Here is a 16,887-nt window from a genome sequence, read left to right on the forward strand (position 1 = left end):
ACGGGGTCGACGGATCCGGGAGACGGGGGCTGGCATGGCCGGTATGGAGACAGGGGCGGTCAGGGCCGGTATGTACGTTCCGGTGGAAGTGGGCGGGATCGAGGTCCTGGTGGAGGCCACACCCGTGGAGCTGCCGGGAACGGAGCTGACAGCCGCGCGGCCGGCTCAACTCGCCGCGCGCGTCCGGGACGCCTTCGGGCAGGCGCAGTCGGCGATCGTGGAGATCGCGGCCTCCACGGCGACGGCCCTGGGACGGGCCGGCCGCGCGGCCAGGCCGGATGCCATGGAGGTGGAGTTCGGCATCAAGTTCTCCGCCAAGGGCGACATCATCGTGGCGGGGGCGGGCGGCGAGGTCACGCTCAAGGTGAAGCTGACGTACGACGGGAGGGGAGCGCAACCGGACGACGACGAGGGCGCGGACGACGAGGCGTCCTGATGGCCGTGTCCTCCTCCGGCGTCCCCGGCTATCTGGGCGGCGTCCTGCATCCTGCCGACGACTCTCCGGCGGGAACCTGCTTCCAGCTCTCGCCCGGCGTCCTCGCCACCGGCTGCCACGTCCTCGCCGACCTGGGCCTCGCAGCCCCGGGCGCGCGTGTGCGCTTCGCCCCGCTGGCGGGCGGCCCGGCGGCCACGGCCACTGTCGAACAAGTGGACCCGGCCCACGACCTGGCCGTCCTGCGCACCGACAGCCCGCTTCCCGCGTCCGTGACCCGCGCGATGCCGACGGAGACGGTGGAGCCCGGCACGGACGTGGTCGTCGATGGCTTCGGGCAGGTCCCCCTGTACCGCGCCGAGCACACCTTCCAGCACATGAGGGCGAACGGGAGCTGGGAGCACACGACCGAGCGGAACGACGGCGTCCGGCTCGGCCGCCTCAGCACGAAGGACCTGCTGCAGGGCATGAGCGGTGCCCCCGTGCGCCGTACCTCCGACGACGCCGTCCTCGGCGTGGTCAGCGGCCGCTACAACAGCACCAACGGCTGGCTGCGCGACTCGGTGTGGACGGCCAGGACCGAGGATCTCGCCCAGCTCGCCCCGCGGGAGCTGTCCTGGTTCTCCCCGCATCTGCGCACACACGAGCAGGTGCTGCGGGGACTGGACAGGAAGGAGCAGTACCTCACCGCGCAGCGGCTGGAGTTCGTCAGCCCCGACCCGGGCAGCGCCTCCGCGCCGGCCCGCCTGATGGGTTTGCTCGCCACACAGTTCCAGCCCGGCGGTTACGCGGAGCCGCAACGCGGGGTGCTGCTCACAGGCGTGGCCGGCGCCGGCAAGACCCGCACCTGCTTCGAGGTGGCGGCGCTGGCACAGCGGGAGCCCGCCTGGCTGGTCCTGCACGTGGAGTCGCCCGTGACCGCCGAGGAGCTCGTCCAGGCGGCCATGGAGCACGCCCGGATCGCGGACGCGGACAGGGTCCTGCTCGTCCTCGACTACCTGGACAGCTACACCCGGCTCCGCCTGCCGGACCTCGGTCAGGAACTGCAGACCCGCGACCCGGAAGGGCGGGTTGCCTGCCTGGCCTCGGCCCGGCCCGGGGCCCTGCAGAAATCGGCCCGGGACGCCGCTGAGCGGCTCTTCGCCCAGGTCCGCCTGGAGGACGGCGAGGAGTACCGCGCCAGGGTCGCCGCCGGGATCTTCCGGACGGTGGCCCCGCAGGCACGACACTTGTGGGACGAGGACCAGTTGGTGACCGCGTGCAGCGACCGCCCGGTCCTGGCCCTGCTGATCGCGCTGGCGCTGGAGAAGCAGGCACAGGCGGGGCAGCGCGCCCCCGACCTCTCCGAACTGCGGCAGGACGATCTGTTCGCCTGGCTGCGCCGGCGGCTCGAACGCGATTTCGGCGTCCCGACCGACGCGGACCGCGAAGCGGGCCACTCCCGGCCGCGCGTGTCCCTGCTGGCCTCCGCAGTGGCCCTGCTGGCCTGCCCGCAGGACCGCTCCCCGGCCGTGGAGTCGGCGGTGGACCGGGCGCTCGAGAAGCGCGGCGACAAGGACTTCGGCCACTACGGCCGTGACGTGGTCGCCAGGCTGCGCCGGGAGGGCTGGCTGGTGGGCAGCGGTGACCGGCTCGAGCTGCTCCACGACATCGTGGCCGACGGTCTGCTCGACGCCACACTGATCCCGGACGGGGACACCGTCCAGAGCCGCACCGCCGAGGAGCTGTTCGACGCCCTGCTCGACGACGGCCCGGTCTTCGCACAGGCCGTCCGGCATCTGTCGCGCTGGACCACCGACCAGAAGGAGTACCGGCAGTCCGAGATCGAAGCCGCCTGCACCCGTTGGCTCGGCGTCAGAGTGCACAGGATCGGAGAGCTGCTCGCCGCCGACGCCCTCGGCGAGACGGCCTTCGACCTGATGGCCCGGACGCCCTGGCAGGCGGGGATGCTCCGGCTCTGGGACGAGCTGGTGGGCCCCTGGCTGGCACAGATCGAGCGCGAGCAGCCCGACGCCCTGCCCGCCGTGCTCGCCCAGGCGGTGGACAAGGTCACCGGCCCGCTGCCGCAGCAGCTGCTCGCCGGCGCCATGGCCTGCCTGGAGGCCATGACCGGCGCCCAGAAGACGGGCGTCCTGCTGCAGGCCCTGCTGCACGCGGACGGTCTCGGGCCGGACCAGTTGGAGGACGTGACCGACCGCACGCTGGCCTGGGTGGGTGGCTACCGAGGCGAACGGCGCGCCGTTCAGCTGCTGGGCGCCGCCCTGGCCCGCGCCGATCTGCCGGCCGTGACCAGCGGGCGGGTCGTGGCAGCGGCCCGGGACTGGCTACGGCGCAACCCGAGGCACCCGGCCGGCACCGTCCTGCTGGTCCCCCTGCTCGAACGCGAGGACCTCGGGCCCCAGGCCAAGGACGTGCTCGACGCGGCCCTGATCTGGACCGTCCGGAACCCCGGCCACCCCGGGATCACGTTCGTCCTGGGCCGTGCCCTGCGTCGCGACGATCTCGGGGTGCACCAGGGCCGGGCGGTCGGCCTCGCCCTGGCATGGCTGCGTGGCCACGTCACCGACGCGCAGGCCACCTACGTCCTCCGGCCCTTGCTGCGCGCCGACCTCGCCGACGCCGAGGCCGACCAGGCCATCGCCTATGCGCGCCGGTGGCTGGCCCGGCACGACGACGCACCGCACGGTTTCGTCCTGTGCGCCCTGCTGCAACGCGACGGATCGGTCGTCGAACGCGCCCTGGAGATGTTCGGGCAGCACCGGGTGACCGAGGAGCGGCAGTACCTGCTGCGCGCCCTCCTCGCCCGCGAGGACCTCGCGAAGCCGCACTTACGGCAGACCGTCAAGGCGGCCCTCGACTGGCTGCGGGTCCCCGGGTACCGGCCGAACGCCTCGCTGCTTCACCTGCTGCTCCGCCGCACGGGCCCGGGTGGCACGACATGGACCGAGGTGTCCGCCGCCGCCGTGCGATGGGTCGAGCGCCATGCGACCGGCGCCGACGCCAGCCTCGTACTGCCCGACCTGCTCACCGCGGAGCCGGGCCGCGCCGACACCACCCGGCTGGCCCTGGAATGGCTGGCGCAGCCCGACGCGGATCCGTATGCCACCTACGTCCTCAAGCCGCTGCTGCGCCATCACGACCGCCTCCCGCAGGACGCGGCCCGGCAGACGGTGGCTCACGCCGTGCGCTGGCTGGAGTCGCACGCCGACCGGCCCGAGGCGCGGTTCGTCATCGCGCCGCTGCTCGCCCTGCCGTCCCCCGGCCTCGACGAGGCCGCTGCCGTGCTCCGGGCCGCCACCACCTGGCTCGGGGACCACGCGGCGACCCGCAACGCCGACCGGGTACTCAGCCCGCTGCTGGTCTGCGCCGAGCTGCCGCCCGGCCTGCGGGCCGAGGCCGAGGCCCTGGCAGTGGCGTGGCTGGAGCGCCACCCGGAGGAGGAGAGCCGCATCGGCCTGCTGCTGCCCATGCTGGCCGAGTCCGGCCCCGGACGCGCCGCCGGACTCCTGCCCCACGGGTTGCTGAGGGCCGTCGGCAGTGGCAGTGCGGTGCCCGTCCTCCTCGGACTGCTGGACGCGGTGCCGAGCGGGACGCGACAGCGGGCGGTGCTGATCGACCACACGCTCGACTGGCTGGCCCGGCGCGGAACCCTCGGCAACGGCCCCGACGACCTGTTCCCGCATCTGCTGGCCCAGCCCGACCTGACCGGTGAGCGGCTGGCCCGCGCTGCCGAGCTGTTCCTCGCCTGGCTGGAGCCCAGGGCGGCGCGCCCCACGATGGGACGCCCGCTGGCGGAACTGCTCGGCCACACCGCACCCGCCCCCTGGCGTGCGGCGGCCGTCACCCGCGCGCTCGCCTGGCTGTCCCAGAACGCCGCGCAACCCCTCGCGGGTCAGGTGCTCGACGTCCTGCTGCACGACCCGGACCTGCCCGTCGGCCGCCGGGCCGAGGTGGAACAGTGGGCGAAGGCGTGGGTGGAGGCGAACGACCCCGGACACGGGAGCCGGTCCGGCGTCACCGAGGCCCTGGGCGGTGCACTCCCGCTCGAAAAGGAGGCAGGCGGTGGTCCACCTGGGTGAACCACCGCCTGCCAGACAGGACTTGGGACCTGGAATGGGAGCCGTACGCTACTTCGTCGGCTTCTTGCCGGTCACGCCCAGGTGGACCAACAGCGCCAGGTTCGGCTTGAGTTCGGCCTGTTTGACGCCCCAGGTCTGGAAACCCTTCTGGTGCGCGGCGACCGCGGCGAGCATCGCGACCAGCGAGCCCGCGATCGCCGCGGGGTTCACGTCCTTGTCGACCCGGCCCTTGGACTGCAGTTCGCCGATGGACTCCGCGAGGGAGTTGTTCACCGAGTTCAGGATCTTCATGCGGAGCTTGTAGAACCGTTTGTCCCCCTCGGCGGCGCCGAGGTCGACCACGCGCAGGATCGCGTCGTTCTTCCGCCAGAACTCCAGGAAGCCGTCGACGAGTTCCTGTGCGGTCTGCCACCCCGCCTTGCCGGCCCAGGAACGCCCTTCGAGCAGTTCGGTCAACCCGGCGCCCTCGGCGGCCATTTGCTCGGCGATCTCAAGGACGGCGCCTTCGACATCCGGGAAGTACTGGTAGAAGGTCGCGGGCGAAGTACCCGCCTTCCGGGCGACATCGATGACCTTGACGTCCCGGTAGGGGGAGGAGCTGAGCATCTCGCTGAGGCAGTCGAGCAGCTTCTGCCGGGTCGCCTGCCCACGCCGGCCGGCCACGCGGCCGTCGACGGTACGCACTTGTCCTGTCATGCCGTCAGCTTACCGAGGGGTGATGGGAGCGCGATTCGGCCGACTGCAAATGGGGTGCACGGGTGTATCGGGGGTGGTGTGGCTGGTCTGCGGGGTGCGCACGGCGCGGTTACTTTGGCGACATGGCCGAAAACAGGGCATCCGCGTACGGAGAGGGCGTCCCCTGCTGGGTGGACGCCCAGCTGTCCGACGTCGAGGCGGGCAAACGGTTCTACGGTGAGCTTTTCGGGTGGACCTTCGAGGTCGCGTTCGGCTCCTCCGTGCTGGCCCGGCTGGGCGGTGAGCCCGTCGCCTCGCTGGGCCCGAAGGCGGACGGCCGGCTGCCCACCGTCTGGACGGTGTACTTCGCCACCCCGGACGCCCGGGCGCTCACCCGGCGGATCGCGGCGGCCGGCGGACAGGTCGTGATGGCCCCCACATCGCTGGAGGACCTGGGTACGGCCGTTCTGGCCGCCGACCCCGACGGTGCCGTGTTCGGCCTGTGGCAGCCGGGCACCCACCCCGGCTTCGGGCGGCGGCGCGAGCCGAACACGTTCGTCTGGGCCGAGCTGTACACCCGCGACACCGCCGCCGCCAACACCTTCTACGGCGACCTCTTCCACGACGCCCTGTTCGGTGCGGACACCGAGCCCGACTTCGGCCGCGCGGACGTCTCCGAGGTCTTCCCGCCCGAGATGCCCCCGCACTTCGTCACCCACTTCCGGGTCACGGACCTGGACGGTGCCGTCGGGGCCGTGCAGCGGCTCGGCGGGCGGGTCCAGGTGCCACCCTTCGAGACGTCGTACGGACGAGTGGCCGTCGTCACCGACAATCAGGGGGCGTCGTTCGCGGTGCTGCAGCGGTGAGGCGGACACTGCGGCGATGAAATGACCGTATTCGGCATAAGACACCCCGATTCGTCACCGGGTTCGCAACCAGCCGCCCGGCCAGGAAGAATCAGGGTGCGTGCCGCCATGGCGGTGCGGTGGTGAGACGCTGCACTTCGGTCGCGTACATATGTGGGTGGCGCGGCTCGTACGGGGAGGTGGCAGGCAAGTGGTGGATCAGCTGACACAGCACGATCCGCGGCGGATCGGGCCGTTCGAGGTGCTGGGCCGGCTGGGAGCCGGCGGCATGGGGCTGGTCTATCTGGCGCGCTCGGCGTCCGGCCGGCGCGTGGCGATCAAGACGGTCCGCACCGAGCTGGCCGAGGACCAGCTCTTCCGTGTCCGCTTCACCCGGGAGGTGGAGGCGGCGCGAGCGGTCTCCGGCTTCTACACGGCGGCCGTGGTCGACGCCGACCCGCGCGCCGCCGTGCCCTGGCTCGCCACGGCCTACGTCCCCGCGCCCTCCCTCGAGGAGATAGTGAACGACTGTGGGCCGCTCCCGGCCCAGGCGGTGCGCTGGCTGGCCGCGGGCGTGGCCGAGGCCCTGCAGTCCATCCACGGTGCCGGCCTGGTCCACCGCGACCTGAAGCCGTCCAACGTCCTGGTGGTCGAGGACGGCCCCCGGGTGATCGACTTCGGTATCGCCTCCGGCGTCTCGAACACCCGTTTGACGATGACGAACGTCGCCGTCGGCACCCCCGCCTACATGTCCCCCGAGCAGGCCAAGGACTCCCGCAGCGTCACCGGCGCCAGCGACGTCTTCTCGCTCGGATCGATGCTGGTCTTCGCCGCCACCGGACACCCGCCCTTCCACGGCGCCAACCCCGTCGAGACCGTCTTCATGCTGCTCCGCGAGGGCCCGGACCTCACCGGACTCCCGGACGAGCTGCGCCCGCTGATCGAGTCCTGCATGCAGATGGAGGCCACCGGCCGGCCCAACCCCGCCGACCTCCAGGCCCAGCTCGCCCCGCACCTCTTCGGCTCCGGCTCCGACGACAGCGGCACCGCCTCCGCCTGGCTGCCGGAGAAGGCCGTCGGCCTCATCGAGGCCCGCCGCGGCGGCCGCCCCGCCGCCAAGCCGGCCCCCGCCTCGTCCGGCCCGCGCAGCGGCGGCCGGGGGGCCGTACCCCCGCCGCCGCCCTACGACCCCGCCGTCCCGGCATCGGCACCGGTCGGCGTGGTGGGCGTGGTGGGCGCCCCCGACACCGGCCCGGTCCGTCTGGCCGGCGCCCAGGTGCCCATCGGACCCGGCCCCCGGGTCGCCGACGCCCGCGCCGCCGCCGTCAAGGCACCCCCGCCGGAGGCCGGCCTGGTCGCCAGCTGGTCCCGCCCCCGCTCCGGCGTCAACGGCGCCGACCCCGTCGTGGCGCCCGCGCCGTCCGCGCCCCCGGAGAGCGCGTCCGGCTGGCGCCCCTGGCGTTTCCGCATGTCCAACGACGTCTGGGGCACCCCGTCCGTCGCCGGCGACCTCGTCTACGTCACCTCATTCGAGGTGCACGCCCTGGACGTGGCCACCGGCCGCCGCCGCTTCAAGACCCGGGACGTCGCCTGGTCCATGGCCGTCGCCGACGGCCGTGTCCACGCCTCCGACGGCCCCACCCTGTTCGCCCTGGACGCCCGCGAGGGCACCGACCTGTGGCGGCTGTCCACAGAGGCCTGGGTGTACTCCCTGCACGCCGACCGGGGCACGGTCGTCACCGGCACCCGCGGCGGCGGCGTCCAGGCCTGGGAGGCCTCCGGCGGCCAGAAACTGTGGGAGATCTCCGGCTGCCAGACCGACTTCGAGTCCCCCGAGGCCGGCCCCGCCGTCCACGACGGCACCGTCTACGTCTGGCAGGACGCCCGGCTGCGCGCCCTGGAGGCCCGCACCGGCGAGGAGCGCTGGTCGTACCCCATCGGCGACGCGGCCTCCTGCGGCGGCGTCCCGGTCCGTATCACCCCGGCCCCCGACGGCTACGTCTACGTCTGTGCCGGCAGCCGGGTCCTCGCGATCGAGGTGGCGAGCGGCCTGGTGCGCTGGCACTTCGAGGCGCCCGCGGTCTTCCTCTGCCCGCCCGCCTTCGCCCCCGGCCCGGCCGTCACCGGCGGCGGCGTCTACCTCACCGACTACCTCGGCACGGTCTACGCCCTCGACGCCCTCGACGGCCGCGACCGCTGGCGCATCGCCACCGAGGCACGCTCCTCCATCGAGCCGGTCCTGGTGGCCGCCGGACACGTCCACGTCGGCAGCGGCAAGGGCCTCTACACCCTCGACGCGGTCACCGGCACCCCCAAGTGGCGCTTCCAGGCCGGCGGCGACGTCGTGGGCGCCCCCTCGGTCGCCGAGGGCCGCATCCACTTCGGCTCCACCGACCATCTGCTGTACACGCTGAAGGCCGACGACGGCCGGCTCCGGTGGAAGCTGGCCACGGGCGGCGAGATCACCGGCTCCCCGGTCGTCAAGGACGGCGTGGTGTACGCGTGCAGCAAGGACCGCTGCGTGTACGCGCTCGACGCGGAGAAGGGAACGGGGACGGCCCGCACCGCCTGATCGGGGCGGGGGCGGGCCAGACTCGGGTGACGGCCGTCGTACGGGTGCACGGAAGGGTTCGGACGGCGGCCGTCGCCCCTGGGAGCGGCGCTGACGTCGCCGCTCCCGGACATGACGCTAGTCCCGCTGCGGATCCGCCGCCACACAGGCCGTGAACGGCGCCACGTCCCCCGATAGGGTGATCGCATGCAGCTTCGGGGGCGCAGACTCAGGTTCACGGCGGTACTGGCACTCGTGGTACTCGCGCTGACGGGCTTCTCACGGGGTCACGGACACAGCCGGCACGGCGGCAGCGGCGGCGGAGGGTGCAGCAGTTCGCACCAGGACCACGACAGTTCGTCGTCGACGACGTCCGGAGGCGGTTCGTACGGCGGTGGGTCGTCGTACGACGACCCGGACGACGACAGCTACGGAAGCGGCTACGCGAGCAGCGGGAGCAGCGCGAGCGGCAGTACAGGCGGTTACCGCACGCGGCCCACGCACCGCGCCACCTCCACCCCCTCCGGCAGCGGCAAGGCGCTGGAGGAGGGCACGGCGAGGCTGATCAGCTGCGCGTCGCAGACGACGCCGTACGCCACGGTCGAGGTCACGAACCCGAACAGCCGCAAGGCCGACTTCCAGGTCTGGGTCACCTTCTACGACGCCGAGGGCACCCTCCTGCTGAGCAACGAATCCCCTCAGGTCTCCGTGCCCGCGAACGGCAGGGCGACCACCAGGGTGACGCTCGGCAAGCGCCTGCTGTCCTCGGTCGACCACTGCGAGGCGGACCGGGAAGCCCGGCTCAGGAGCTAGCGCAACCGGTACTGCCGCCGCCTCCCGGCGAACAGTTCCGCCTGCCGTTGCGCCGGCAGATTGCCGAGCGCGATGAGGTGCGGCGCCTGTGCGAACGCCTGCGCGCGCGCCGCCTCCTTGGCCGCCCACAGGGCCCGCACGGTTCCCTGCACGCCCTCCGCCGGATACCCGGCGATGACGGTGGCGCACCGTACGGCGGCGTCCAACGCGCCACCCGGATCGGTGAGTTCGGACACGAGCCCGATCTCGTGGGCCCGTTGCGCGGAGATCCGCTCCGCGGTGCCCATGAGCATCATCCGCGCGACCTCCCCGTACGGCATCCGCTGGGCCATGAGCACGGACTCGTACGCGCTGACCATCCCGTAGGCGGTGTGCGGATCGAAGAAGGCGGCCGTCGTGTCGGCGACGACGAACTCGCTCTCGCCCAGCAGATAGAAGGCCCCGCCGCAGGCCATGCCGTGCACGGCGGCGACGACCGGCTTCCACAGGTCGTTCGCCTTCGGCCCGACGCCGAGCAGCGGATCGTCCTGCATGTAGGGCGACGAGGGCTGCGGCACGACGGTGTCCCGGTCGATGCCCGTGCAGAAGGCCCGCTCCCCGGCCCCGGTGAGGACGACGGCCCGGACGGAGTCGTCGAACCGCAACTCGCGCCAGACCCGGGCGAGTTCACCGGCCATGGCGAGGTCGATGGCGTTGAGCCGCTCGGGCCGGTTCAGGGTGACGACGGCGACGCCGGTGTCCTTGTCGGCCCGGAGGCGGACGGCGTTCACGCCGGCACCCACTGCGGAAGCCCGTCGGAGAAGACCACCCGGACCCGGGCGCCGATCCGTATGCCCTGCGGATCGAGGGAGTCGAGCCGCGCCCCGGCGTGGCTCACCAGGTTCCCGACCAGCCGTATCCGCGGCGCGTCCTCCAGCTCCACGACGACCACGTTGTACGGCGCCTGTTCCGCGTAGGCGGGCAGTAGCGGCGGATGCGGCACGACGTACGACCACACCCGCCCGCGCCCCGAGACCGGCCGCCATTCGCTCGCGAAGGACTGGCAGTGCGGGCAGCAGGGCCGGGGCGGGAAGCGGGGTTCGGCGCAGTCGGCACAGGCCTGGACGCGCAGTTCACCACGGGCGGCGTACTCCCAGAAGGGGGCGCCGTCGGTGTCGGCGACGGGGGTCAGCATGGCTGGCTCAGCTCCTCAGGAGAAGGGCGGAGGTGGGGACACCCTCGCCGGCGGTGACCAGGCAGGTGGCGGCACCCGGAACCTGCGCGGTACTGGTGCCGCGCAGCTGCTTCACCCCTTCGTTGATGAGGTTGAAGCCGTGCACGTACGCCTCGGAGAGCCCGCCACCGCCCGTGTTGACGGGCAGCCGCCCGCCGATCTCCAGCGCACCCTGCTCGGTGAAGGCCCCGCCCTCCCCCCGCCCGCAGAAGCCGTACCCCTCCAGGGACAGGGGGATCAGGGCGGTGAAGGCGTCGTAGATCTGCGCGACGTCCACGTCCTCGGGCGTGACGTCGGCGTGCTTCCACAGGTGCCGGGCGGCGGACCAGGCCGGACCGGTGAGAGGGTCGTCGTTCCAGTAGTTGACCATGCCGTGGTGCTGGGCGGGCAGGCCCTGGGCGGCGGAATGGATGTACGCGGGCTTCTGCCGGCAGTCGCGGGCGCGCTCCCTGCTGACGACCACGCAGGCCAGCGCGCCGTCCGTCTCCAGGCAGTTGTCGAAGAGGCAGAGGGGCTCGCTGATCCAGCGGGAGGTCATGTACATCTCGCGCGTGAGCGGCCGCTCGTACATCACCGCGGCGGGGTTCTGGTTGGCGCGGTTCCGGCAGGCGAGGGCGACATTGAACAGATGGTCCCGGGTGGCGCCGTACTCGTGCATGTACCGCCGCGCCAGCATGCCGATCTCGTCGGCGGGCCGGAGCAGCCCGAAAGGGCGGGTCCACTGGGCCGGAGTGGGCAGCTGGACGGCGGTGTTGGTCCACGGCCTGGGCCCGCTGCCCCGCTTCCGCGACCGCCAGGCGACCCCGACGGTGGCCTGCCCCGCGGCGATGGCGGCGGCGAGGTGCGAGACCGTCGCGCAGGACCCGCCGCCCCCGTAACCGACCTTGCTGAAGAAGCTCAGATCACCGAACCCGACCGCCTTGGCCAGCTCCACCTCGTCCGTCTCCTCCATGGTGTAGGAGGCGAGGGCGTCGACCTCGCCGGGTGCGATCCCGGCGTCTTCGAGGGCGGCGAGGACGGCCCGGCAGGCGAGCGTCTTCTCGTCCTCCGGGAGCTGTCTGGCGAAGGCGGTCTGCCCTATTCCGACGATGGCGGTGGCGTCTTTCAACCCCGGTCCTGTCATGGTGCACCCACCCTTCCTGTGCTGACAGCTCGTCAGGTTACAGCTAATCTGACGGTCAGTCAGCTACGCGTCATGGGGTTCGGGGAGGCCTGCGGTGAGCGATTGGGGCGACTGGGGCACCGTCCCCCGTCTGGTGCGGTCGACGGCCGAGCGGTACGCCGACGCCGAGGCGGTGGTCGACGGCCGTACGAGGATCACGTACGCGGAACTGGGCGCCCGGGTGGAGCGCGCGGCGGCGGCCTGTCTGGCGAGCGGGGTGAAGATCGGCGACCGGGTGGCGCTCTGGGCCCCCAACTCCCTGGACTGGATCGTCGCGGCGCTGGGCGCGGTCTCAGCCGGCGCGGTGCTGGTCCCGCTCAACACCCGCTTCAAGGGCACGGAGGCGGCGGACGTGCTGCGCCGCAGCGGGGCGAGGCTGCTGTTCGTCACCGGGACCTTCCTGGGCACGTCGTACGTGGCGTCGCTGCGGCGGGCGGCGGGGACGCCTGATGGTGCGGGCCACCCCCTCCCCGGGCTGCCGGCACTGGAGCAGGTGGTGGTCCTGTCGGACGACGCACCCGAGGACTTCCGCACCTGGAAGGACTTCCTGGCGGGCGGGGAAGGGGTCGGGACGTCCGAAGTCCTCCGCCGGGAAGGGCGGCTGGACGGCAGCTGCCTGTCGGACATCGTCTTCACCTCGGGGACGACGGGCCGCCCCAAGGGCGCGATGATCACCCACGAGCAGACGCTGACGGCGTACGAGATCTGGGCGGACCTGGCCGGCCTGCGCACCTCGGACCGCTACCTGATCGTCAACCCCTTCTTCCACACCTTCGGCTACAAGGCCGGGGTGATCGCCTGCCTGATGCGCGGGGCGACGATGATTCCCCAACCGGTGTTCAACGTCGACACAGCCCTGGCGAACATAGCGGCGGAACGGGTCTCGGTCCTGCCGGGCCCGCCGACGCTCCACCAGTCCCTGCTGGACCACCCGTCCCGGGACGCCCACGACCTGTCGGCGCTGAGGCTCGTGGTCACGGGCGCGGCGGTGGTGCCGTTGCGGTTGGTGGAACGCCTGCGCGGAGAACTCGGCGTCGGCACGGTCCTGACGGCGTACGGCCTCTCGGAAGCGAGCGGCATCGTGACGATGTGCCGCCGCGGCGACGACCCGTCGGTGATCGCCTCCACCTCCGGCCGGGCGATTCCGGGTACGGAGGTCAAGGTGGCCGACGCGTCGGGCACACCGCTGCCGCCCGGCACGCCCGGGGAGGTACTGGTCCGGGGCTTCAACGTCATGCAGGGCTACTACGAGGACCCGCCGGCTACGGACGAGGCGATCTCCCCGGACGGCTGGCTGAGCACCGGCGACGTCGGCGTCCTGGACCCGTCCGGCAACCTGCGCATCACGGACCGCATCAAGGACATGTTCATCGTCGGCGGCTTCAACGCGTACCCGGCGGAGATAGAGCAACTGCTGGGCGTGCACCCGGACGTGGCGGACGTGGCGGTGATCGGCGTACCGGACACGCGGCTGGGAGAGGTCGGCAAGGCGTTCGTGGTCCGCAGGCCGGGTTCCGTCCTCACGGGGGACGACCTGATCGCCTGGTCCCGCCGCGAGATGGCGAACTACAAGGTGCCGAGAACGGTGGAGTTCGTGGGAGAACTGCCGCGGAACGCGAGCGGGAAGGTGGTGAAGGGGGAGCTGCGGGGGCGGTAGGCCTCCCGTTCGAGCCGGGACACACCTCGGCCGCGGCGGCTCCCCCTCCGCGCCGCCGCGGCCGATCCCCGTCTCGTGGAGGTCTGGTCAGGCCTTCTCGTCCGTGGCGTGCGAGTTGTCCGGCTTGACTTCGCCGGAGGCCTCTTCCCCGAGGGCCGTGATCTTCACCGGCTCGACGGTGGCGTGGCTGTTCAGCGTCGTCACCTCGGCCGCCTCGGCCTTCGCCGCCGCGCCGCTCTTCTTGTCGTCGCTCATGACTCTGCTCCCCTGAAAGTACGTGTGGTGCTGGTTGGAAGCCCCGTCCGGCAGCTCCCCCTGGTGCTGCCGGACGGGTGCCTCGGGCCGCTACACCTTACGGTGCGACCTCGGCCGACCCGTCTGCCCCCCGACGCGGCGGATCGACAGGACGAGACTGCCGTGACGCGATAAACGAACGATGAACGCACACGTGCGTCGGCTCAGGCGATGGCGCGAGGCCGCAGGAGCGCCCTGACTTCCTCGGCCTCGGGGGCGCGGAGGGCCTCGAAGATCTCAAGGGCTTCCTGCCAGCAGACGTGTGCGCGACCGGACTGGCCGATACCGCTGAGGGCGCGCCCCAGGACGGTGAGTGCGTTTCCGTGCCGCCACTCGCCCCCGACACCCCGCAGAAGTGTCAGCGCGGTCTCGGCGTTCGTCGCGGCCTGGGCGGGACGCCCGGCCGCCAGGTCGAGTTCGGCGAGGCGGAAGAGCGACATCCCCTCCCACAGACGCTGCCGGCTGTCCCGGAACACCAGGAGCGCTTCCTCGAGGCGTTCGGCAGCCTGCTCGAACCGTCCCGACTGGGTGAGCGCGAGTCCCAGCGCATAGCGGCCGTTGGCGCCCTTCAGGGCGTGACCCATGTCGTCGTACATGTCGGTGCCCTGCTGGGCGAGGGAGACCGCGCTCCTGGTATGTCCCATGGCCAGGCGTATCCGGGAGAGGTTGCACAGCGCACTGGCTTCTCCCGGGCGGTCGCCGCAGGAACGGAAGCTGTCGATGGCGCGGGTCAGGTGCTTCTCGCCGTCTTCGTGCCGGCCCTGATAGATCGCGATGATGCCGAGCATGTTCGACATCCAGCACCGGGGGAGAGGGTCCCCTGCCGCGTCCGCCAGCCGGAGTGCCTCGGTGGCTTCGTCGGCGGCCAGCTCGAACCGGCCTGTCAGATGGTGGCCGTTGGCCAACGTGACGAGTGCGCGAGCCTCCGCCCGCTGATCGTTCGCCTCGCGTGCCGCGGCACGAATGGAGGCGCCGGTTGCCAGGTACTCCCGGGAATTGGCACCCGACTCCGTCAGGTCGATCGCCGCCCACAGCAGATCGACGGCGCGCCTGAGGTGGCTGGGTGCCGTCGACTGCCGTACACACGCCAGCAGGGCCATGGCTTCCGAGTACAACCAGTCCTGTGCCTGATGCCGGTCCTTGAAGGCCAGGCCGTGGTACTCCGCGGCTGCCAGGTGATCGACCAACCGGTCTTCCGGCCGCTCGATCGCATAGACCCCGGCCGCCGTAGCCAGATAGAAGTCCAGCAACCGCGACATCGCAGCCTCCGGCTCGACCGGCGGCTGCTCGTCCCTCTCCGCGCAGGCCCGCGCGTAGAGCCGGACCAGGTCGTGGAAGCGGTAGCGGCCCGGGGCCGCGGACTCCAGCAGGGACGTGTCGACGAGGGACTCCAGCAGATCCTCCGTCTCCTCCTGGGGGAGGTCGAGGACCGCGGCCGCTGCGGCGAGGGACATGTCGGGGCCGTCCGCCAGACCCAGCAGCCGGAAGGCTCGGGCCTGGGCGGGCTCCAGCTGGCCGTAGCCGAGTTCGAAGGTTGCCTTGACCGCCAGGTCGCCGGCCTGGAGTTCGTCCAGCCGGCGCCGCTCGTCCGCGAGTTTGGCGGCGAGGACCGACACCGTCCAGGTGCGGCGGGCCGCCAGGCGGGAGGCCGCGATGCGGATCGCCAGGGGGAGGAAGCCGCACGCGGCGACCACGTCCAGTGCCGCCTCCCGTTCCGAGGCCACCCGCTCCTCGCCCACGATCCTCGTGAAGAGGGCGAGGGCTTCGTCGGGGGACATGACGTCCAGGTCCACCAGGTGCGCCCCGGCCAGGTCCAGCATGCGCACCCGGGAGGTCACGAGGGCCGCGCAGCCCTCCGTCCCCGGGAGCAGCGGCCGTACCTGTGCCGCGTCCTTCGCGTTGTCCAGCAGGACCAGGACCCGGCGGCCGTCCAGGACCGAGCGGTACAGGGCCGCCCGTTCCTCCAACGAGTCCGGGACGGCGGAGTCGGCCGTGCCGAGCGCGCGCAGGAAGGACCCCAGCACGGTCTCCGGTTCGGCCGGGCGCGGGCCCGCGCCCTGGAGGTCGACGTACAACTGGCCGTCGGGGAACGCCGGGCGGGCCTTGTGGGCCACGTGCACCGCGAGCGTCGTCTTGCCCACGCCGCCGATCCCGGCCAGCGCCGAGACGGCCATCACCCGGCCCTCGGCCGCCGTCTGCGACGCCGACGCCAGTACCTCGCTCAGCTCGCCCACGAAGGCGGCACGCCCCGTGAAGTCGGGGACGGAGGCGGGGAGCTGGGCCGGGCGCACCGGGACCACGGCGGGCTCCGCGGACGGGGCGGAGGGCTCCGCGAGGGCGGGGTCCGCCTGGAGGATGCGTTGCTGGAGTTCCCGCAGGCCCGGGCGCGGGTCCACCCCCAGCTCCTCCGCCAGCAGGCGCCGGGTGTCCGCGTACACGGCGAGGGCTTCCGCCTGGCGGCCGCTGCGGTACAGGGCGAGCATCAGCAGCTCGCGCAGGCGCTCGCGCAGGGGGTGCGCCGCCGTCAGGGCCGTCAGCTCCGAGACGGCCTCGGCGTGGCAGCCCTGCTCCAGGTCCATGTCCAGGCGGGACTCCAGCAACTGGAGACGCCACTCCTCCAGCCGGACCCGCTGGGTGTCCGCGTACGGGCCGGGTACGCCGGCCAGCGGTTCGCCGTCCCACAGGGCCAGGGCGCGGTTCAGCACCTCCCGCGCCTGACCCAGATCCCCCGCGCCGCGCGCCTTCTCCGCCTCCGCCGCGAGGTCCTGGGCCACCGCCAGATCCAGCGTGCCCTCGCCCGGCGAACGCACCGCGTAGCCGCCGGACTCGCTCACCAGGACCCCGGGGTCCAGGACCTTGCGCAGCCGGGACGCGTAGGTGCGCAGTGCCGCCAGCGCCTGGGACGGCGGCTCGGTGCCCCAGAGCGCGTCGATCAGCTCCGCCGCCGTGGCGGTGCGGCCCTCGCGCAGCAGCAGGGCGGCCAGCAGGGCCCGCTGCTGCGGGGAGCCGGTGTTCAGCGTCTCCTCGCCGCGCCAGGCCCGCACCGGACCGAGCACGCCGAAGCGCAACGCCGCCGGTTCCGCGATGGCCGCGGAGCCAGGACGCCGCTGCTCAGGCACTCGCGGCCCACCGTCCATGCGTTCGCCCCCCTAGGCGTCACGAACA

The 16,887-nt window shown here is 72.7% G+C and carries 12 protein-coding genes; 6 read left to right on the top strand and 6 right to left on the bottom strand.

Translation table 11 applies throughout. From position 1 onward, the window contains the following. Nucleotides 1-43 precede the first annotated feature (43 nt). A complete protein-coding gene (locus tag ABZ471_RS04015; RefSeq protein ID WP_359062112.1) occupies nucleotides 44-436 on the top strand; it encodes a CU044_2847 family protein in 393 nt (130 codons plus the stop codon). Continuing rightward, nucleotides 436-4,512, top strand: coding sequence for a serine protease (locus ABZ471_RS04020; protein WP_359062114.1), 4,077 nt, complete (start codon nucleotides 436-438; stop codon nucleotides 4,510-4,512). The genes ABZ471_RS04015 and ABZ471_RS04020 overlap by 1 nt, the downstream gene beginning before the upstream one ends. Before the next feature lie 48 nt (nucleotides 4,513-4,560). Here ABZ471_RS04020 and ABZ471_RS04025 read toward each other — a convergent pair whose 3' ends face one another. Further along, the gene (locus tag ABZ471_RS04025) at nucleotides 4,561-5,196 is read right to left on the bottom strand and encodes a TetR family transcriptional regulator (protein ID WP_359062279.1); all 636 of its coding nucleotides are present in this window, start codon (nucleotides 5,194-5,196) and stop codon (nucleotides 4,561-4,563) included. A gap of 134 nt (nucleotides 5,197-5,330) precedes the next feature. Between ABZ471_RS04025 and ABZ471_RS04030 the strand changes: the two genes are divergently transcribed. The 3 genes from ABZ471_RS04030 to ABZ471_RS04040 all read left to right on the top strand — a co-directional run bounded on the left by ABZ471_RS04030 (nucleotide 5,331) and on the right by ABZ471_RS04040 (nucleotide 9,396). Beyond that, nucleotides 5,331-6,053 (top strand): VOC family protein, encoded by a 723-nt coding sequence (locus ABZ471_RS04030; protein ID WP_359062116.1) that lies wholly within the window; start codon nucleotides 5,331-5,333, stop codon nucleotides 6,051-6,053. 190 nt (nucleotides 6,054-6,243) lie between these two features. Next, the gene (locus ABZ471_RS04035; RefSeq protein ID WP_359062118.1) at nucleotides 6,244-8,604 is read left to right on the top strand and encodes a PQQ-binding-like beta-propeller repeat protein; all 2,361 of its coding nucleotides are present in this window, start codon (nucleotides 6,244-6,246) and stop codon (nucleotides 8,602-8,604) included. A gap of 186 nt (nucleotides 8,605-8,790) precedes the next feature. Further along, nucleotides 8,791-9,396, top strand: a complete 606-nt coding sequence (locus ABZ471_RS04040) for a hypothetical protein (protein WP_359062120.1) — start codon at nucleotides 8,791-8,793, stop codon at nucleotides 9,394-9,396. On the opposite strand, the gene ABZ471_RS04045 is transcribed toward ABZ471_RS04040, so the two are convergent. Genes ABZ471_RS04045 through ABZ471_RS04055 form a run of 3 tightly spaced genes read right to left on the bottom strand, consistent with a single transcriptional unit; the run spans nucleotide 9,393 to nucleotide 11,732 of the window. Further along, on the bottom strand, nucleotides 9,393-10,166 hold the full coding sequence (locus tag ABZ471_RS04045) for an enoyl-CoA hydratase/isomerase family protein (protein ID WP_359062121.1): 774 nt from the start codon (nucleotides 10,164-10,166) through the stop codon (nucleotides 9,393-9,395). The genes ABZ471_RS04040 and ABZ471_RS04045 overlap by 4 nt on opposite strands. After that, nucleotides 10,163-10,570, bottom strand: a complete 408-nt coding sequence (locus ABZ471_RS04050) for an OB-fold domain-containing protein (protein WP_359062123.1) — start codon at nucleotides 10,568-10,570, stop codon at nucleotides 10,163-10,165. The genes ABZ471_RS04045 and ABZ471_RS04050 overlap by 4 nt, the downstream gene beginning before the upstream one ends. A gap of 7 nt (nucleotides 10,571-10,577) precedes the next feature. Further along, on the bottom strand, nucleotides 10,578-11,732 hold the full coding sequence (locus ABZ471_RS04055) for a lipid-transfer protein (RefSeq protein WP_359062125.1): 1,155 nt from the start codon (nucleotides 11,730-11,732) through the stop codon (nucleotides 10,578-10,580). A gap of 94 nt (nucleotides 11,733-11,826) precedes the next feature. Between ABZ471_RS04055 and ABZ471_RS04060 the strand changes: the two genes are divergently transcribed. Further along, entirely contained in the window at nucleotides 11,827-13,428 is a 1,602-nt protein-coding gene (locus ABZ471_RS04060) for a FadD3 family acyl-CoA ligase (RefSeq protein ID WP_359062127.1), read from the top strand. An 87-nt stretch (nucleotides 13,429-13,515) separates the two neighbouring features. Here the strand turns inward: ABZ471_RS04060 and ABZ471_RS04065 are convergent, their stop codons facing one another. Together ABZ471_RS04065 and ABZ471_RS04070 are read right to left on the bottom strand one after the other, a co-directional pair. Continuing rightward, nucleotides 13,516-13,683: a hypothetical protein gene (locus ABZ471_RS04065; RefSeq protein WP_359062129.1), complete on the bottom strand. Its 168-nt coding sequence runs from the start codon at nucleotides 13,681-13,683 to the stop codon at nucleotides 13,516-13,518. Between the two features lie 203 nt (nucleotides 13,684-13,886). After that, complete coding sequence (locus tag ABZ471_RS04070) at nucleotides 13,887-16,859, bottom strand: BTAD domain-containing putative transcriptional regulator (RefSeq protein WP_359062131.1); 2,973 nt, start codon at nucleotides 16,857-16,859, stop codon at nucleotides 13,887-13,889. Nucleotides 16,860-16,887: the final 28 nt, after the last annotated feature.

The organism is Streptomyces sp. NPDC005728 (assembly GCF_040630895.1).
In the GTDB taxonomy this organism is placed as follows: domain Bacteria; phylum Actinomycetota; class Actinomycetes; order Streptomycetales; family Streptomycetaceae; genus Streptomyces.

Coding starts and splice junctions, on each gene's coding strand:
- ABZ471_RS04015 (WP_359062112.1), top strand. CDS start 44: ATGGAGACAGGGGCGGTCAGGGCCGGTATGTACGTTCCGGTGGAAGTG.
- ABZ471_RS04020 (WP_359062114.1), top strand. CDS start 436: ATGGCCGTGTCCTCCTCCGGCGTCCCCGGCTATCTGGGCGGCGTCCTG.
- ABZ471_RS04030 (WP_359062116.1), top strand. CDS start 5,331: ATGGCCGAAAACAGGGCATCCGCGTACGGAGAGGGCGTCCCCTGCTGG.
- ABZ471_RS04040 (WP_359062120.1), top strand. CDS start 8,791: ATGCAGCTTCGGGGGCGCAGACTCAGGTTCACGGCGGTACTGGCACTC.
- ABZ471_RS04050 (WP_359062123.1), bottom strand. CDS start 10,570: ATGCTGACCCCCGTCGCCGACACCGACGGCGCCCCCTTCTGGGAGTAC.
- ABZ471_RS04055 (WP_359062125.1), bottom strand. CDS start 11,732: ATGACAGGACCGGGGTTGAAAGACGCCACCGCCATCGTCGGAATAGGG.
- ABZ471_RS04065 (WP_359062129.1), bottom strand. CDS start 13,683: ATGAGCGACGACAAGAAGAGCGGCGCGGCGGCGAAGGCCGAGGCGGCC.
- ABZ471_RS04070 (WP_359062131.1), bottom strand. CDS start 16,859: ATGGACGGTGGGCCGCGAGTGCCTGAGCAGCGGCGTCCTGGCTCCGCG.